Origin of the sequence: Stenotrophomonas sp. YAU14D1_LEIMI4_1, assembly GCF_003086815.1 — a bacterium.
In the GTDB taxonomy this organism is placed as follows: Bacteria; Pseudomonadota; Gammaproteobacteria; order Xanthomonadales; family Xanthomonadaceae; genus Stenotrophomonas.
On sequence record NZ_CP025997.1, the window covers coordinates 352,816 to 367,873 of the forward strand.

General features: G+C 68.7%; 18 protein-coding genes. 9 read left to right on the forward strand and 9 right to left on the reverse strand.

Annotation, left to right across the window (positions count from 1 at the left end; translation table 11 throughout):
- Nucleotides 1-4 precede the first annotated feature (4 nt).
- The 4 genes from C1932_RS01560 to C1932_RS01575 all read right to left on the reverse strand — a co-directional run bounded on the left by C1932_RS01560 (nucleotide 5) and on the right by C1932_RS01575 (nucleotide 4,024).
- Nucleotides 5-841, reverse strand: a complete 837-nt coding sequence (locus C1932_RS01560; RefSeq protein ID WP_108755169.1) for an alpha/beta hydrolase — start codon at nucleotides 839-841, stop codon at nucleotides 5-7.
- Nucleotides 842-907: 66 nt separating this feature from the next.
- Nucleotides 908-1,315: a response regulator gene (locus C1932_RS01565; RefSeq protein WP_108760995.1), complete on the reverse strand. Its 408-nt coding sequence runs from the start codon at nucleotides 1,313-1,315 to the stop codon at nucleotides 908-910.
- Between the two features lie 125 nt (nucleotides 1,316-1,440).
- Nucleotides 1,441-2,076: a response regulator transcription factor gene (locus C1932_RS01570; RefSeq protein ID WP_108748196.1), complete on the reverse strand. Its 636-nt coding sequence runs from the start codon at nucleotides 2,074-2,076 to the stop codon at nucleotides 1,441-1,443.
- Nucleotide 2,077: 1 nt separating this feature from the next.
- The gene (locus tag C1932_RS01575; RefSeq protein ID WP_199911995.1) at nucleotides 2,078-4,024 is read right to left on the reverse strand and encodes an ATP-binding protein; all 1,947 of its coding nucleotides are present in this window, start codon (nucleotides 4,022-4,024) and stop codon (nucleotides 2,078-2,080) included.
- Between the two features lie 225 nt (nucleotides 4,025-4,249).
- Between C1932_RS01575 and C1932_RS01580 the strand changes: the two genes are divergently transcribed.
- Genes C1932_RS01580 through C1932_RS01595 form a run of 4 tightly spaced genes read left to right on the forward strand, consistent with a single transcriptional unit; the run spans nucleotide 4,250 to nucleotide 7,300 of the window.
- Nucleotides 4,250-4,753 (forward strand): DNA starvation/stationary phase protection protein, encoded by a 504-nt coding sequence (locus C1932_RS01580; RefSeq protein ID WP_108760997.1) that lies wholly within the window; start codon nucleotides 4,250-4,252, stop codon nucleotides 4,751-4,753.
- A 34-nt stretch (nucleotides 4,754-4,787) separates the two neighbouring features.
- Nucleotides 4,788-5,504: an ATP-binding protein gene (locus tag C1932_RS01585; RefSeq protein WP_159094477.1), complete on the forward strand. Its 717-nt coding sequence runs from the start codon at nucleotides 4,788-4,790 to the stop codon at nucleotides 5,502-5,504.
- A 17-nt stretch (nucleotides 5,505-5,521) separates the two neighbouring features.
- Entirely contained in the window at nucleotides 5,522-6,571 is a 1,050-nt protein-coding gene (locus C1932_RS01590) for a cupin domain-containing protein (protein WP_108760999.1), read from the forward strand.
- A gap of 39 nt (nucleotides 6,572-6,610) precedes the next feature.
- Nucleotides 6,611-7,300, forward strand: a complete 690-nt coding sequence (locus C1932_RS01595) for a hypothetical protein (protein WP_108763316.1) — start codon at nucleotides 6,611-6,613, stop codon at nucleotides 7,298-7,300.
- A 20-nt stretch (nucleotides 7,301-7,320) separates the two neighbouring features.
- Here C1932_RS01595 and C1932_RS01600 read toward each other — a convergent pair whose 3' ends face one another.
- Nucleotides 7,321-7,680, reverse strand: coding sequence for a DUF1428 domain-containing protein (locus C1932_RS01600; protein WP_108751912.1), 360 nt, complete (start codon nucleotides 7,678-7,680; stop codon nucleotides 7,321-7,323).
- Nucleotides 7,681-7,956: 276 nt separating this feature from the next.
- On the opposite strand from C1932_RS01600, the gene C1932_RS01605 reads away from it, so the two are divergent.
- Both C1932_RS01605 and C1932_RS01610 read left to right on the forward strand, forming a co-directional pair.
- Complete coding sequence (locus tag C1932_RS01605) at nucleotides 7,957-8,529, forward strand: Ax21 family protein (protein ID WP_108748202.1); 573 nt, start codon at nucleotides 7,957-7,959, stop codon at nucleotides 8,527-8,529.
- Nucleotides 8,530-8,717: 188 nt separating this feature from the next.
- Complete coding sequence (locus C1932_RS01610) at nucleotides 8,718-9,392, forward strand: response regulator transcription factor (RefSeq protein WP_108761000.1); 675 nt, start codon at nucleotides 8,718-8,720, stop codon at nucleotides 9,390-9,392.
- A 7-nt stretch (nucleotides 9,393-9,399) separates the two neighbouring features.
- On the opposite strand, the gene C1932_RS01615 is transcribed toward C1932_RS01610, so the two are convergent.
- Both C1932_RS01615 and C1932_RS01620 read right to left on the reverse strand, forming a co-directional pair.
- Nucleotides 9,400-9,789: a DUF6165 family protein gene (locus C1932_RS01615; RefSeq protein WP_108761001.1), complete on the reverse strand. Its 390-nt coding sequence runs from the start codon at nucleotides 9,787-9,789 to the stop codon at nucleotides 9,400-9,402.
- 69 nt (nucleotides 9,790-9,858) lie between these two features.
- Complete coding sequence (locus C1932_RS01620) at nucleotides 9,859-10,995, reverse strand: MFS transporter (RefSeq protein WP_343125665.1); 1,137 nt, start codon at nucleotides 10,993-10,995, stop codon at nucleotides 9,859-9,861.
- A gap of 144 nt (nucleotides 10,996-11,139) precedes the next feature.
- On the opposite strand from C1932_RS01620, the gene C1932_RS01625 reads away from it, so the two are divergent.
- Complete coding sequence (locus C1932_RS01625) at nucleotides 11,140-12,027, forward strand: LysR family transcriptional regulator (RefSeq protein WP_108751915.1); 888 nt, start codon at nucleotides 11,140-11,142, stop codon at nucleotides 12,025-12,027.
- Here the strand turns inward: C1932_RS01625 and C1932_RS01630 are convergent.
- Nucleotides 11,996-12,463 (reverse strand): DUF1456 family protein, encoded by a 468-nt coding sequence (locus C1932_RS01630; protein WP_108761003.1) that lies wholly within the window; start codon nucleotides 12,461-12,463, stop codon nucleotides 11,996-11,998. The genes C1932_RS01625 and C1932_RS01630 overlap by 32 nt on opposite strands.
- A gap of 84 nt (nucleotides 12,464-12,547) precedes the next feature.
- Here C1932_RS01630 and C1932_RS01635 point away from each other — a divergent pair, with 84 nt between their 5' ends.
- Nucleotides 12,548-13,024, forward strand: coding sequence for a hypothetical protein (locus C1932_RS01635; protein WP_108761004.1), 477 nt, complete (start codon nucleotides 12,548-12,550; stop codon nucleotides 13,022-13,024).
- A gap of 150 nt (nucleotides 13,025-13,174) precedes the next feature.
- Complete coding sequence (locus tag C1932_RS01640) at nucleotides 13,175-13,924, forward strand: SDR family NAD(P)-dependent oxidoreductase (RefSeq protein ID WP_108761005.1); 750 nt, start codon at nucleotides 13,175-13,177, stop codon at nucleotides 13,922-13,924.
- Nucleotides 13,925-14,182: 258 nt separating this feature from the next.
- On the opposite strand, the gene C1932_RS01645 is transcribed toward C1932_RS01640, so the two are convergent.
- Nucleotides 14,183-15,058, reverse strand: a complete 876-nt coding sequence (locus C1932_RS01645; protein WP_108761006.1) for an SPOR domain-containing protein — start codon at nucleotides 15,056-15,058, stop codon at nucleotides 14,183-14,185.

A 15,058-nucleotide genomic window follows, 5' to 3' on the forward strand; every position in this document is an offset into this window, starting at 1 on the left:
GACCTCAGCCTTGCACGAAGGCCAGCAGGTCCGGATTGATCACGTCGGCGTGGGTGGTCAGCATGCCGTGCGGATACCCCGGGTAGACCTTCAGCGTGCCGTTGGCCAGCAGCTTGATCGACTCACGCGCGGCCGCATCGATCGGCACGATCTGGTCGTCGTCACCATGCAGCACCAGGGTCGGTACGGTGATCGCCTTCAGATCTTCGGTGAAGTCGGTTTCGGAGAAGGCCTTGATGCCTTCGTAATGGGCCTTGGCGCTGCCGGCCATGCCCTGCCGCCACCAGTTCTGGATGGCACCGGGAACGATCTGTGCGCCTTCGCGGTTGAAGCCGTAGAACGGGCCGCCGGGCAGGTCCAGGAAGAACTGCGAGCGGTTGGCCGCCAGTGCTGCACGCAAACCGTCGAACACATCGATCGGCAGGCCCTTGGGGTAGGCCGCGGTGCGCAGCATGATCGGCGGCACCGCGCTGACCAGCACGGCCTTGGCCACGCGGCCCTGCGGCTGGCCGTAGCGGGCCACGTAGCGCGCCACTTCGCCACCGCCGGTGGAATGGCCGATATGCACCGCGTTGCGCAGGTCCAGGTGCTGCATGACCACCGCGGCATCGGCGGCGTAGTGGTCCACGTCGTGGCCTTCGCTCACCTGCGCCGAACGGCCGTGGCCGCGGCGGTCATGGGCGATCACGCGGAAGCCCTTGGCCAGGAAGAACAGCATCTGCGTGTCCCAGTCATCGCTGGACAGCGGCCAGCCATGGTGGAAGACGATCGGTTGGGCCTCCTTCGGGCCCCAGTCCTTGTAGAAGATCTCGACGCCATCGGGGGTGGTGACAGTGCTCATCCGGGTAACTCCTCAGGGGTGGGTGGGAACGAGGTCCACGCTACGCCTGGGGTGCTCGGCGCAACATCACACGCTCGGTTCGCCGGGGCATACCTTGGTGTGATCGCCTTCGTCGAACAGCCGCTGCAGGCAGTCGGCCAGGGCATCGGCGTCCACCGGCTTGCGCAGGAACGCCGCCGCGCCGGACGCCCGCACGCGCTGTTCCACGGCCGCGGTGGGGAAGGCGGTCAGGAAGATCATCGGCGGTACCGCGCCGCGCGCGTGCAGGCGCGCCTGCAGTTGTTCGCCATCGAGTACGGGCATCTGCACATCGCTGATGATGCAGGCCGGCGTGGGCAGCGTGCTGTCATCCAGCAGCGCCTGGCCGTGGGCGTAGGCACGCACGGCATAGCCCAGCGCGCGCATCAGGCTGGACAGCGACGCGCGGACGCCGGCATCGTCGTCCACGATCGCGATGAGGGGGGGCGGAAACATGTGGGACTCCTTCATGCCACCCCGGACGCAACGGGTCCGGGCTTGGCTGGTGTCCTTTATGCCGCAGTCGCGCGGCCGCCACCATCATACGCAGGTGTGGGTAGCGGCCCGGGCGCGGCCTGTGCTCAGTGGCCGATGCCCAGGGCTTCGGCCTGGCGCACCAGCTCGGCCAGCGAGCGCACGCCCATCTTGCGCATCACGTTGCCGCGGTGGATCTTCACCGTGATCTCGCTCAACTGCAGTTCGGCGGCCACCTGCTTGTTCATCAGGCCCGACACCACCAGCGCCATCACCTCGCGCTCGCGGCTGGTCAGGGTGGCGTAGTGCGCGCGCACGCCGTCCAGCGCGCCATCGCTCTGGCGGCGCTGGCGGTCGCGCTCGATGGCCGCGGTCACCGCGTCCAGCATGTCCTGGTCGCGGAAGGGCTTGGCCAGGAAATCCACCGCGCCGGCCTTCATCGCCTTCACCGTCATCGGAATGTCGCCATGGCCGGTCATGAACACCACCGGCAGGGCCACGCCCTGGGCGGCCAGCTGGGCCTGCACATCCAGACCGCTCACGCCCTGCAGGCGCACGTCCAGCACGATACAGCCGGGCACATCGGGCAGCGGCTGCGCGCCCAGTTCGCCAGGGGCCGCGTACAAGCGCGTCTGCAGCCCGACCGAGCGCAGCAGGCTGTCCAGCGAGGTGCGCACGGACGGATCGTCATCCACGATCACCACCAATGGCGGCGCAGCGGGTGGGGGCGCGGAACGATGCATGTCAGGCGGTCTCCGGTGCAGTGGCCAGCAGCAGGGTAAAGCAGGTGCCGGTGCCGGGCGTGCTGCGCACCTGCAGCTGGCCGCCGTGGGCTTCCACGGTGGTGCGGCAGATCGGCAGGCCCATGCCCATGCCCTGCGGCTTGGTGGTGAAGAAGGGCTCGAACAGGCGCGCCACGTGTTCGGCGGCGATGCCCGGGCCGGTGTCGCTCACGTCGATGCGCACATGGCCGTCGATCGCCTGCAGTTCGATGTGCAGGGCGCGCACGCCGGGCTGGCCGCTCATGGCCTGGCAGGCATTCAACAGCAGGTTCACCAGCACCTGCTGCAGCTGGATGCGTTGGCCCGGCACGTCCGGCAGCGCGGCCACCTGATCCACCTGTACCTGCACCTGCTCGCGCTGCAGCTCATGCTGCAGCAGGCGCAGGGCATCGTCCACCAGCACGGCCGGGGCCAGCACTTCGTGCGCGGGCGGCGTCTTGCCCAGGAAGTCGCGCACGTTCTTGACGATGCCGCTGGCACGGCGCCCTTCGGCAATGGTGCGTTCGATCGCCAGTTCCACTTCGTGCAGTTCTGGCTGCGGCCGGCGCAGCCAGCGCAGCCCGGCCTCGCCATTGGTCACCACGGCCATCAGCGGCTGGTTCACCTCGTGCGCCAGCGATGCGGTCAGTTCACCCAGGGTGGCCACGCGGCTGGCATGGGCCAGTTCGGCCTGCGCGGCCAAGGCGCGGGCCTCGGCCTGCTTGCGCTCGTGGATGTCGACCACGAACACCAGCACCGTGCCATCGCCTTCGCGGCGGTCGGGGAAGGTGATGGTGAACAGCACCGGCACCGTGCTGCCGTCGGCGCGCACGATGGATGTCTCGCCTTCGCAGTGCGGCGCGCCGGCAACGAAGGCGGCCAGCGATGCGGCGAAGGTGCGGTCGTCGTCGGCCAGCACCGCATCGACCGTCGCCGGTGGTGCGCCTTCGCCGATCAGGCGGCGGAAGGCCGGGTTCAGGCCCACCAGGCGCGCCCGTTGCCGGAAGCGGGTGAGCGCCTGCGGGGACGCCTGCAGATAGGCCTGCAGCTGCGTGCGGTCACCCACCCCATGCCGCGACAGTTCGGCCTGCACCTCGCTCCAGTCCTGTTCCACCACGCCGATGCGGCTGCCGTCGAACATGCGGCGGTAGCGCTGTTCGCTGCGCACCAGCGCCGCGTGTGCGGCCTGCCGTTCGCTTACATCGGTATGCGTTTCCAGCACCCGCAGCGGCCGCCCCTGGCGATCACGCTGCAACACCCAGCGGCTTTCCAGCCACAGCGTGCGGCCGTCGCGGGTGCGCTGCGCCAGCAGGCCTTCCCAGCGGTCGTGCTGCAGCAGGTCCGCTTCAATCTGCGAGCGCGGCGCCGGGTAGCGGGTCTGCAGCAGGCGGTCGGCGGGTTGGCCGGCGGCTTCTTCGCGGCTCCAGCCGTAGACCTGCTCGGCGGTCAGGTTCCAGAAGCCGATCACCCCCGCCGGGTCGCGCACGAAGATCATGTCGTGCGACAGGTCCAGCAGCACGGCCTGGTCGGCCAGGGTGCGCATGGAACGCTGGTTCTGCAGGGCCAGCACGGCCGCGATCGCGATCGCCACCAGGCTGACCAGTGCGCGCACGGTCTGCGGCCCCACGTGGTCGATGCCGTGGGTATCCAGGTAGGCGCACAGGGTCAGCCCGGCGCCGGCCACGGCCACGGCGATGATGTCGCCGCGGCGGCCGGTGCGCGCCACCAGCAGCACCGGCAGCACGTACAGCACCGCCACCGCACCTTCCAGCGTGGACAGCGTATCGAACAGGGCGATGGCCAGCACCACCACGCAGGCCACCGCACGCAGCGCCATCGGGGGGATGATCCGGTGTGGGAACACCACGTCGCCGCCGCCACTGGGGTGCGGTGCCGGGGTCCAGGGGGATGGGGTGCGCGGCGTTGGCATCGGGCCTCCTGTGCCAGGGTGGGGCGCCGCCTGTCGGCCACGCCGAAAGACCGCTGCTACGGTCCCTTGCCCGCCCATGCTGGGCAAGGAACCGGCGCGGCGTCTTGCACGGATGTGCGCAGCCGGCCGGGCAAACCAAGGTATGCCCCGGACGATACCCAGGTGCAATGGGCGCCGGCCCGCGCGCTGCCTACGCTGGATCCGTCCCCCACTGGAACCGCCGCCATGACCGCTCCCACCTTTTCCAGCGCCCTGCGCGTACGCAACGACCTGGGCGCGCAGGCCGCCGCCGATCTGGCCCCGGCGCTGACCGCGCTGCTGGCCGACATGTTCGCCCTGTACCTGAAGACCAAGAACTTCCATTGGCACATGAGCGGTCCGCACTTCCGCGATTACCACCTGATGCTGGACGAGCAGTCCGCGCAGGTGCTGGCCACCACCGATGCCATTGCCGAGCGCGCGCGCAAGGTCGGCGGCACCACCCTGCGTTCAATCGGCCACATCCAGCGCATCCAGCGCCTGCTGGACAACGATGCCGACTATGTCACCGCGCAGGACATGCTGGCCGAACTGGCCGACGACAACCGCCGCCTGGCCGGCTTCCTGCGTGCCACCCATGGCGTGTGCAGCGAGTACGGCGACGTGGCCAGCACCAGCCTGATCGAAACCTGGATCGACGAGGCCGAACGCCGCAGCTGGTTCCTGGGCGCCTGCCGCGAAACCCGCTGATCACCGACCCGTCCGCATTGCAAGGAGAGCGGTAATGCACACCCCATTGGCAGTGGCCCCCGCCGAACCGTCCCCCGCCAGCCGCCTGGCCATGCTGGGCCATGATCTGAACAACGTGCTGCAGGCGGCCGCCGCCGCGATCGGGCTGGCGCTGCAGGGCGGCCGCCTGGGCCCGGCCGACAGCGCGCTGCTGGACGTGGCCGGGCAGGCCCTGCAACAGGGCGCCGGCATGGCCCGGCTGTTCCTGGGCCAGGACATTCCGCGCCCGTGCAGCAGTGATGGCGTGGATCTGGCCGAGCTGGTGCAGGAAATGGCGCCGCTGCTCCAGCACGCCATCGCCCCGGCCATGCAGCTGGAACTGGATGCGTGCGCGCTGTCCGGACGCGTGCAGGTGGACCGCAGTGCCCTGCAGCGTGCGCTGGTGAACCTGGCCCTGAACGCGCGCGAGGCCTGCGCGCCAGGCGCGCGCATGCGCATCAGCACCGACACCTGCACCCTGGTGGTCGCCGGCCCCGGGCGGACACCGGGCCGCTACGGCATCGTGCGCGTGGCCGACAACGGCCCGGGCATCGATCCGGCGGTGTCCGCGCGCATGTTCGAGCCCGGCGCCAGCAGCCGCGGCCCGGGGCGCGGCCTCGGCCTGGCCCAGGTGCGCGCCGCGGTGGAAGCCAGCGGTGGCTTCGTGGATGTGCAGTCCTCGCCACGCCGCGGCACCTGCTTCCTGCTGGCCCTGCCCAGCACGATCGCCTGATCCCTGCGGAGAACGTCATGTCTGTTTCTGCCATGCCCCTGTCCCGTCACGTCCGTTCGCTGGCCCACGCAGAACTGGCCCATGCCAGTGCGCTGGGCGAAGTCCGCCGCCTGGACGGAACCGCGTTCCCGCTGCTGCAGGGGCTGTCGATCAAGCGCCTGCGGCTGGAAGCCGACGCCATGCGCGAAGCGCACTGGCATGCCAATGCCGATGAACTGGCCTACGTCTGCCAGGGCCAGGTGCGCGTGCAGGTGATCGACAACGGTGACCAGGTGAGTGCGTTTGTCGTGTCAGAAGGGCAGATGTTCCATGTTCCCAGCGGTGCCCTGCATCTGATTGAAAACCTGGGCCCCGGCCGCGCCGAACTGATCATCGCCTTCAGCCATGCCCATCCGCAGGATTTCTCGCTGCAGGCGGCCTTCGGTGCGATGAGTGACGCGGTGCTGGGCAACACCTTCGACCTGCCCGCCAGCGCCTTCGCGGCGCTGCCACGCGATACCCGCACCCGCTACCTGGTACCGCGCCCGCGGGGTCTGCCGCCTGCGTCGCCCGATCACGCGCAGCCGCTGCGCTTCGACGTGGAAGCGCAGTCGGCACCGGTGACTTTCCCGTATGGCCACGCACGGGTCGCCCGCAGCCAGTTCTGGCCCGCCCTGCGCCATCTGGCCATGTACTCGCTGCAGATCGGCGAAGACGGCATGCGCGAACCGCACTGGCACCCCGATACCGCCGAAATGGGCTACGTGCACCGCGGCCATGCGCGCATGACCGTGCTCGACCCCGACGGCAGCACCGACACCTACCTGTTGTCACCGGGCGATGTGTACTTCATTCCCCCGGCCTACCCACACCAGATTGAAGCACTGGGGCAGGACATCCATTTCCTGGTGTTCTTCGACCGGCCGATGCCCGCCGATATCGGCTACCGCCTGTGTGGCGCGGCGCTGCCACCGGCCACCCTGGCCGCGACCTTCGGCGTACCGGTGGAGCGCATGCCGGTGCTGCCGGCCACCGCGCGCGACCCGCTGATCGTGGCCCGCGGCAATCCTCTCGATCCCTGCACCTGAAGTAGGCCACCATGCAGGTCTTCCATGGGAGGCCTGCGCATGCGCGGTATCGACTTCAGTTCCTGGCAGGGGGTGCTGTCCACGCTGGCCGGGTTGGTGCTGATCACCCTGCTGGGCGTGGGCATCCGCCTGCTGGTGATGCAGACCCTGCAGCAGCGCCGCGAGCGCGAGAACCGGCAGATCAACGAACGCCTGCGCACGCTGATGGCCGCCTACAAAACGTTGGGCGGGTCATTCACCGGCGATCTGGGCGTGGACCCCACCCATCTGCGCGAACTGCGCCAGCGCGCCCATGAAAGCGGCAGCGCCGAGCCCGGCTCGGAGCGTGCGCGGCGCATCCGCGATGCGGTGGAGGCGGCGTTGTCGGACATCCTGCTGCTGGGCACCGACGAACAGGTGCGGCTGGCCGCGCGTGCCGCCACCGAACTGGCGCAGGGCCGGCCGGTGCATACCCATGACCTGGTGGTGTCGCTGCGTGACTTCGTGCGGCAGGCCCTGGACCTGGCACCGGTGCCGGCCGACCTGCAGATTCCACCGCAGGGCCCGACCCGTCCGGCCAGTGGCGGCGCCGGCGGCAACAAAGCGCGAGGCGGCGAGGGCGAGACCAAGGGCGGTCGCGGTGGTGGCGGCGGCGGTGGAGCGGGCGCCGGCATGGGCGGCCTGGGCCTGGGGGCCGGCGCCGCGCTGGGCGCCGGCCATGCCAGCGAAGACGACCCCAGCGCGCGCTGAGGCGCTTCGCGTCGGGTCAGTCAGGGCAACAGATCGAGGATCGGCACGAAGCCGCCATAGATCATCCGTGCGCCATCGAAGGGCATCGGATTCTTCGACGGATCCATGCGCGGGTCTTCCATCATCTTCTGCATGCCCGCATCGCGGGTGGCCTTGTCGGGCCATTCAATCCAGGAAAACACCACCGTCTCATCCGGCGTGGCCTTCACCGCGCCGAAGAAGTCGGTGGTCTTGCCTGGCGGTACATCATCGCCCCAGCACTCAACCACGCGCAGCGCGCCGTATTCGATGAACACGACGTCGCCCATGCGGGCGTGGGCCAGGAATTTTTCCTTGTTGGCGGTGGGCACCGCCAGGACGAAACCATCGATGTAGCTCATCACTTGCCTCCGTGGTGGACCGTGGCGGATGCACGGTCTTGCTGGTTCGACGAATCAGTGCGCGTGCAATCGACACGCAGGCGCCCATTGGAATGCAGTGCATGTGCACGCAGCGCGCGCGTATGCCAGAAACTGCCTGAATCAAGCCAGAAAATTCAGCAATGCGAAGACCGCGGTTTTCAGGGAGCGTTGTGTCGAATAACGGAGAATTTACATTCCCGATGCGATGGCGCCCTGGCGCTGCTGCACACCATAAGAAAGTAAAGGTGTACCCCCATGAAGAATTCGCTGATTGCCCTGGCGCTGGCCGCTGCCCTGCCGTTCACCGCTTCGGCCGCTGAAAACCTGTCCTACAACTACGCCGAGGCTGACTACGCCAAGACCGACGTTGATGGCGTGAAGGCCGACGGTTACGGCGTCAAGGGTTCCTACGGCTTCCTGCCGAACTTCCATGCCTTCGGTGAATACAGCCGCCAGGAAGTGGACCACACCAACATCAAGGTCGACCAGTGGAAGGTCGGTGCCGGTTACAACGTTGAAATCGCACCGTCCAGCGATTTCGTCGCCCGCGTGGCCTACCAGAAGTTCGACCAGAAGCACGGCCTGGACTTCAACGGCTACAGCGCTGAAGCCGGTATCCGCACTGCCTTCGGCGCCCACGCTGAAGTCTATGGCCTGGTCGGCTACGAAGATTATTCGAAGAAGCACGGCGTCGATATCGACGGTCAGTGGTACGGCCGCCTGGGTGGTCAGGTGAAGCTGAACCAGAATTGGGGCGTGAACGGCGAACTGAAGATGAACCGCCACGGCGACAAGGAATACACCGTCGGCCCGCGCTTCAGCTGGTAATCGCCGCGCCGCGCGCATCGCGCCGGCAACGCACCAACAGGCCCGGTCTTGACCGGGCCTGTTCTGTTTCAGCTATCGAAACCGCGCATGACCGCGGCGCGACACGTGTATTGCATTGCAACGAATTGGATTCCGCAGCGGGCGGCGGCGGCCTACGGTGGCATTCCCGAAATGCCGGATATGCAGCGATGCCCGTCCTTCCGCCCCTGCTACCCGACCGGCCACGCCGGCTGGCACTGTTGGATCCGCACCCGGTGCTGCGGCTGGGCGTGGAAGTGCTGTTGCGGCAGCACAGCGGCGTGGAAGTCTGTGGCAGCTACGCCGATGAGGGCGAACTGCTGCAGCGGCTGCGTCGCGAGCCCGGCGGTATCGATCTGCTGTTGATCGATGCACTGCCACTGGGCGATCTGGGGGATGGGATGGCGCTGCTGCGCCGGTTGTCCCGCCAGTGGCCGCAGCTGCCGGTGCTGGTGCTGTCGGCGCACTGCAACGCCAGCACGGTCACCACGGCCATGCAGGCCGGCGCGCGTGGTTTCCTGTCCAAGGCCACCCCGCCCGACGTGCTGCTGCGCGCGGTGGATGTGGTATCTCGCGGCGGGCGCTTCGTGCCGCCCGACCTGCGCGCCCAGCTCAGCCGGTCGCGCACCCTGCTTGCGGTCGCGCCCAGCCTGGCGCCGCTCAGCCGCCGCGAACGCGAAGTCCTGCGGCTGGTGCTGCAGGGCTGCAGCACCGGCGAAATGGCCCAGCGCTTCCAGCGTGCGGCCAGCACCATCAGTACCCAGAAGAAAACCGCCTACCAGAAGCTGGGCATCCGCAGCGATGGCGAACTGTTCCGCATCCGCCACCTGCTGGAATGCAGCTGAGGCTGGCTTACTGCCCCTGGTACTGCTTCTCTTCCACCAGCGCCGAACCGGCCACGCGGTTGATCTCGTTCTTCACCACGATGCGTTCGCCGTTGGTGCCGTACACGCCGCGTGCCAACTGCACGAAGGCATCGTCGAACACCTGTGCCGCTTCCTTGTCGCGCAGCTGGTCCTGGATGTCCCACATGCGCTCGTTGATCTCCTTCAGCTGCACCTTCAGTGCCTGCAGCGCCGGCTGGGCCTGCAATTGTTGCTGCAGCAGCGGCAGCAGGCCTTCCAGTTCGGTGCGCACGTTGGCGACCTTGGCCGCATCGGTGATGCGTTCGGCCTTGATCTCGAGAATGGTGATCTTGTCGATCAGCTCGCCGATCGATACCGGGGTGAGAATGGCGTCCACGCGACTACTTCCTGGAAACAGGCGGCCATGATAGCGCGCCTGTTCCCTGTCATCGCCCACGCACCGCCGCTAGGCCGGGCGGGCGCGCAGGGCGCCCGGCAGCCACAGCAGCAGGGCCAGCACTGCCACGCTGGCACCGGCCACGCACACGCCGGTCCAGCCAAAGTGCTGGTACACCTGCGCAGACAGCAGCGAGCCCAGCGAGCCGCCGATGAAGTAGCCGGTCATGTAACCGGCGTTGAGGCGGTTGCGCGCTTCTGGCTGCAGGGCGTAGATCAGGTTCTGGTTGCTGACATGCAGCAGCTGTGCGGCCAGGTCCAGCACCACCACGCCCACCAGCAGCGCCAGCAGAGAATGCGCCGACAACCCCAGCGGCAGCCAGGACAGCAGCAGCATCAGCAGTGCGATGGCGGTTGCGCGGCCGGCCTGGCCGCGGTCAGCCATGCGCCCGGCCAGACCCGCCGCCAGCGTACCGGCGGCGCCGACCAGGCCGAACAGACCGATGGTGGCGTCGCTGTAGGCGTACGGCGGCTGCGCCAGCAGGAACGCCAGCGGCGTCCAGAAGATGGCGAACATGGCAAAGCTGCAGGCCCCCAGCAGGGTGCGCTGGCGCAGCACCGGTTCCTGCACGAACAGCGTGCCGATCGAACGCAGCAGGGCGAAGTAGCCCAGCCCGGCCGAGTGATGGAAGCGGGGCAGGCCGCGCTGCAGCGCGGCGGCGGTCAGCACCAGCACGCCGGCGGCGATGGCATAGACCAGGCGCCAGTCGCCCAGGCTGGACAGCAGCCCGGCCACCGTGCGTGCCAGCAGGATGCCCAGCAGCAGGCCGCTCATCAGCGTGCCCACCACGCGACCGCGGTGTTCCGGCGCGGCCAGGGTGGCGGCGAAGGGCACCAGCACCTGCGCCACCACCGAGAACAGACCGGTGATGGCCGTGCCCACCAGCAGCCAGGTCAGGCTGGGCGCGCAGGCGCTGATCACCAGGCCGCCGGCCGACAGCAGGCTCATCACCACGATCAGGCGCCGCCGCTCGAACAGATCGCCCAGCGGCACCAGCAGGATCAGGCCGGCGGCATAGCTCAGCTGCGCGGCGGTCACCACCATGCCCACCTGCCCGAACGGCACGCCGAAGGCATCGGCGATGGTATGCAGCAGCGGCTGGGCGTAATAGTTGCTGGCCACCGCTACGCCGGTTGCCACCGACATCAGCAGCACCTGCCAGCGGTGCAGGGGGGGAAGGGCAGGGCTCACGCGTTGTTCCGTAGTGCAGGGGCGCACAGTGTCCGCCTGCTGCGCCCATGATGGAAATGAATCATCATCATCCCTGTCATCTGAAATCGAGATACATGGGTGAACCTGAAGCAGCTTGAGTTTGCCGTGGCCCTGGCCGAAGAAGGCAACTTCACCCGTGCCGCCGCGCGCTGCCACGTGGTGCAGTCGGCGCTGAGCCACCAGATCGCGCATCTGGAACAGGAACTGGGCACGCCGCTGTTCGAGCGCCTGCCGCGCCAGGTGCGCACCACTGCGGCCGGTGAAGCGCTGCTGGTGCATGCGCGGCAGGTGCTGGCCAGCCTGCGCCACCTGCGCGCCGATGTTGCGGCGGTCAGCGGTGAAGTGCGCGGCATGCTGGCCATCGGCCAGATCTCCTCACTCACCGATATCGACGTGGTCGCGCTGCTGGCCGCGTTCCAGCAGGCGCACCCGCAGGTGGAATTCCAGCTGCGGGTGGACAAGAGCGAGACCCTGATCGAGCAGGTGCAGGCGCGCGTGCTGGACGTGGCCCTGGTCGGGTTGGCCCCGTCAGCGCAGCTCGATGGGGTGTGCCAGCAGGTGCTGCTGGAAGAGGACCTGGTGGCGGTGCTGGCGCCGGGCCATCGGCTGGCAGGCCGGCGGCGGTTGGCCCTGGCCGATCTGCAGGACGAAGCGCTGGTGGATTTCCCGCGCGGCACCGGTGCGCGGCGCCAGACCGACGATGCCTTCGCTGCGGCCGGGCTGCCGCATGCGGTGCGCTTCGAGGTCAACCTCATGGAACTGGTGGAACGCTTCGTGCGCCAGGGCCTGGCGATCGGCATCGTGCCGGTGTCGATCGCCGCCGGCTTCCAGCACGTGCAGCAGGTGCCGCTGCAGCCCACGCCCACGCGCCGCGTGCACCTGGTCTGGCAGCGCCTGCCGACGCCGGCCGCGCGTGCCTTCGTGCAGGCCGTGCTCAGCCGCGCAGGCGCAGGCTCAGGCCCTTGAGGAAGTTGCGCAGCATCTGGTCCAGGCAGCGCCGGTAGTTGGTGTGGCCGGGCTGGCGGAACAGCGCGCCCACTTCCGACTTGGACACACGGAAGCCGGCACTGGCGAAGATCTCCATCAGGTCCACATCGCGCAGCTGGAAGGCCACGCGCAGCTTCTTCAGCACCAGGTTGTTGTCGATGCGGGTTTCCACCGGGCGCAGCGGCTGGCTTTCGTCGCGACCGCGCAGGTGCACGATCAGGCCATCCAGGAAATGCGCCAGGGCACCGTCGCTCATCGCCTGGAAGCCGGGCTCATCCTCGCGCAGCAGCCAGGCTTTCACCTGCTCGTTATCCACGGCGAATGCCGGGTCGGCCATCTGGCACAGGGTCACCACGTGGTGGTCACCCAGATCCAGGGAATAGCGCACGCTGCGCAGGACATCGTTGTTGATCATGGCCCATTGTACCGGCCCGGCCGCTGTCACCGGACTGTCACCGGATTGCAGCATCGTGGGCGCTCTCCCGCTCAGGTCCTCGCGATGCGCCGGTTCGTCTTTTCCGCCCTGCTGCTGGCCAGCAGCTTCAGCGCCAGTGCGCAGGCCCCGTACGTACCGCTGGAACAGCGGCTGAGCGCGGCGCAGCTGGCCGAGGTCGGGCTCAGCCCGGCACAGCTGCAGGCGCTGAACCGCGCGCTGCGCCAGGCCGAAGGGCCGGGGCCGGAAACCCGCACCGCCGCCGCGCCGGTGCCGGCGGGCGTCCCCGCGCCGGCCGCCATGCACCTGGGGCTGGAAGAGGGCCCGGTGAGTGCGCGGCTGGTGGGCGAGGTGGCCGGCTGGGCGCCGGGCACCGTGTTCACCCTGGACAACGGACAGCAGTGGCAGGTCATGAAGGGCCAGATGACGTTGCGCGCACCGCTGCAGGCGCCGCAGATCGAAGTGATACCGGGCATTGCAGGGCGCTGGTTCCTGCAGGTCGATGAAGACCTGCCCAAGGCGCGGGTGTTCCGCCTGCGCTGAACGACCCCGGGGTCGGATCCCGGTGCCACCGGCACCGGGCTCTGACCCCAGCCCGTGCACCCTGGCAGGACACCCCGGCCCGATATGGCAAACGCAGGCGGCGGCCGACGGTGCCAGAATGGGGGTCTGGTTCCCCACGGAGTTGTCTGCATGACCCGCACCGTCCTGATTACCGGCGCCACGTCCGGCTTCGGCGCCGCCGCCGTCCATCGCTTCGCCCAGGCCGGGTGGAAGGTGATCGCCACCGGCCGCCGTGGTGAGCGCCTGCAGCCGCTGGTTGACCGCTACGGCAAGGACGTGGTGCACGCGGCGGTGTTCGACGTGCGCGATCCGGTGGCGATGGAGGCCGCGCTGCTGGCCCTGCCGCCGGCCTTTGGCGATATCGATCTGCTGGTGAACAACGCCGGCCTGGCGCAGGGCACCGCGCCGGCACAGAGCGCCAGCTTGCAGGACTGGACCACCATGATCGACACCAACATCACCGCGCTGGTCACGCTGACCCACCGCCTGCTGCCGCTGCTGGTGGAGCGCAAGGGCGCGATCATCAACATTTCCTCGGTGGCCGGCGTCTACCCGTACCCGGGCGGCAACGCCTACGGCGGCACCAAGGCCTTCGTCAGCCAGTTCTCGCTGGGCCTGCGTTCGGACCTGCACGGCACCGGCGTGCGCGTGACCACCATCGAGCCGGGCATGGCCGAAACCGAGTTCACCGTGGTGCGCACCCATGGCGACCAGGCCGCCTCGGACAAGCTGTACACCGGCGCCAACCCGATGACCGCCGAAGACATCGCCGAACAGATCTTCTGGGTGGCCACGCTGCCGCCGCACCTGAACATCAATCGCCTGGAGCTGATGCCGGTCAGCCAGTCGTTCGCCGGCTTCCAGGTCGCCCGCGGGTAGAGTCGAGCCATGCTCGACTGCGCCATTGCCGTCGTAGAGTCGAGCTTGCTCGACTGATTTCAACGGCAGTCGAGCAAGCTCGACGCTACGAAAGCAGAAAGCCGGGCATTGCCCGGCTTTTTCATTTACTGCGCCTTGATCGCCATCGCCTGCAAGCCGGTGCCATGTAGAGTCGAGCTTGCTCGACTGATTTCAACGGCAGTCGAGCAAGCTCGACGCTACGAAAGCAAAAAGCCGGGCATTGCCCGGCTTTTTCATTTACTGCGCCTTGATCGCCATCGCCTGCAAGCCGGTGCCATCCAGCTTCTGCTTGGCTTCGGCCAGCTCACCGGCACTGCCGTAGGGCCCCATGCGCACGCGGTAGACGGTCTTGCCATTGATCTGCGCCGATTCCACGCGTGCGGCCAGCCCCATCATGGCCAGCTTGGCCTTGGTCGCTTCGGCATCGCCAGACGCACCAAAGGCGCCGGCCTGCAGGATGTAGCGCGTGTTGTCAGCGGCGGCCGCCGGTGCCGCCGAAGCCTGCGGCGCCGCCGCGGTTTCGGTGCGTACCGGTGCGGTGGCCGGCGGGGTCGCCGCTGCCGCCGCGGGGCGTTCACTCAACGGCGCCGGCAACGGGCGTTCGCTGGCGGTCACCGCAGCGGTGCTGGCCACGCTGGCCGTTGCTGCCGGGGCGGCAGCCGGCGTTGCAGCCGGCGCAGCCGGAACCGGCTTGCCTTCCAGTGCCGCCTGCGCGCGCTGCGCCTCGGCCTTGGCCCGGCGCAGTTCCTCTGCGCGCGCGCTGGCGGCCAGTTCGGCGTCGGACATCTCCACTTCCTTGCCCGGCAGCAGGGTGTAGAAGTCGTACTGGGTGGCGGCCGGCTTTTCCGGTTCAGCCGGCTTGGCGGCAGCGGCCGGCGTGGCCGGCTGGCTGCCGACATCGGCATCGGCGTCGGCCACCGGGGCCGGCTGCGCGTTCGGATTCGGCTGCGGCCCGGCACGCAGGAAACCATCGCCTTCGCCCTTGAACAGATTGGGCGCCGCCAGAAACACCACGGCGGCAATGGCCACACCGGCCACCAGCCACACCCATCCGGGCGTGCCCTGGCTGCTGCTGTTGCGCCTGGCCTGTGTCTTGCCGCGTCGTGCTGCCAT

What these genes read in the sequence shown, in the direction of transcription:
- C1932_RS01565 (WP_108760995.1), bottom strand. Translation starts at nt 1,315, where the DNA reads ATGTTTCCGCCCCCCCTCATCGCGATCGTGGACGACGATGCCGGCGTC.
- C1932_RS01600 (WP_108751912.1), bottom strand. Translation starts at nt 7,680, where the DNA reads ATGAGCTACATCGATGGTTTCGTCCTGGCGGTGCCCACCGCCAACAAG.
- C1932_RS01580 (WP_108760997.1), top strand. Translation starts at nt 4,250, where the DNA reads ATGACCGCTCCCACCTTTTCCAGCGCCCTGCGCGTACGCAACGACCTG.
- C1932_RS01630 (WP_108761003.1), bottom strand. Translation starts at nt 12,463, where the DNA reads ATGATCAACAACGATGTCCTGCGCAGCGTGCGCTATTCCCTGGATCTG.
- C1932_RS01570 (WP_108748196.1), bottom strand. Translation starts at nt 2,076, where the DNA reads ATGCATCGTTCCGCGCCCCCACCCGCTGCGCCGCCATTGGTGGTGATC.
- C1932_RS01645 (WP_108761006.1), bottom strand. Translation starts at nt 15,058, where the DNA reads ATGGCAGCACGACGCGGCAAGACACAGGCCAGGCGCAACAGCAGCAGC.
- C1932_RS01620 (WP_343125665.1), bottom strand. Translation starts at nt 10,995, where the DNA reads ATGTCGGTGGCAACCGGCGTAGCGGTGGCCAGCAACTATTACGCCCAG.
- C1932_RS01585 (WP_159094477.1), top strand. Translation starts at nt 4,788, where the DNA reads ATGCACACCCCATTGGCAGTGGCCCCCGCCGAACCGTCCCCCGCCAGC.
- C1932_RS01595 (WP_108763316.1), top strand. Translation starts at nt 6,611, where the DNA reads ATGCGCGGTATCGACTTCAGTTCCTGGCAGGGGGTGCTGTCCACGCTG.
- C1932_RS01560 (WP_108755169.1), bottom strand. Translation starts at nt 841, where the DNA reads ATGAGCACTGTCACCACCCCCGATGGCGTCGAGATCTTCTACAAGGAC.
- C1932_RS01590 (WP_108760999.1), top strand. Translation starts at nt 5,522, where the DNA reads ATGTCTGTTTCTGCCATGCCCCTGTCCCGTCACGTCCGTTCGCTGGCC.
- C1932_RS01610 (WP_108761000.1), top strand. Translation starts at nt 8,718, where the DNA reads ATGCCCGTCCTTCCGCCCCTGCTACCCGACCGGCCACGCCGGCTGGCA.
- C1932_RS01575 (WP_199911995.1), bottom strand. Translation starts at nt 4,024, where the DNA reads ATGCCAACGCCGCGCACCCCATCCCCCTGGACCCCGGCACCGCACCCC.
- C1932_RS01605 (WP_108748202.1), top strand. Translation starts at nt 7,957, where the DNA reads ATGAAGAATTCGCTGATTGCCCTGGCGCTGGCCGCTGCCCTGCCGTTC.
- C1932_RS01640 (WP_108761005.1), top strand. Translation starts at nt 13,175, where the DNA reads ATGACCCGCACCGTCCTGATTACCGGCGCCACGTCCGGCTTCGGCGCC.
- C1932_RS01635 (WP_108761004.1), top strand. Translation starts at nt 12,548, where the DNA reads ATGCGCCGGTTCGTCTTTTCCGCCCTGCTGCTGGCCAGCAGCTTCAGC.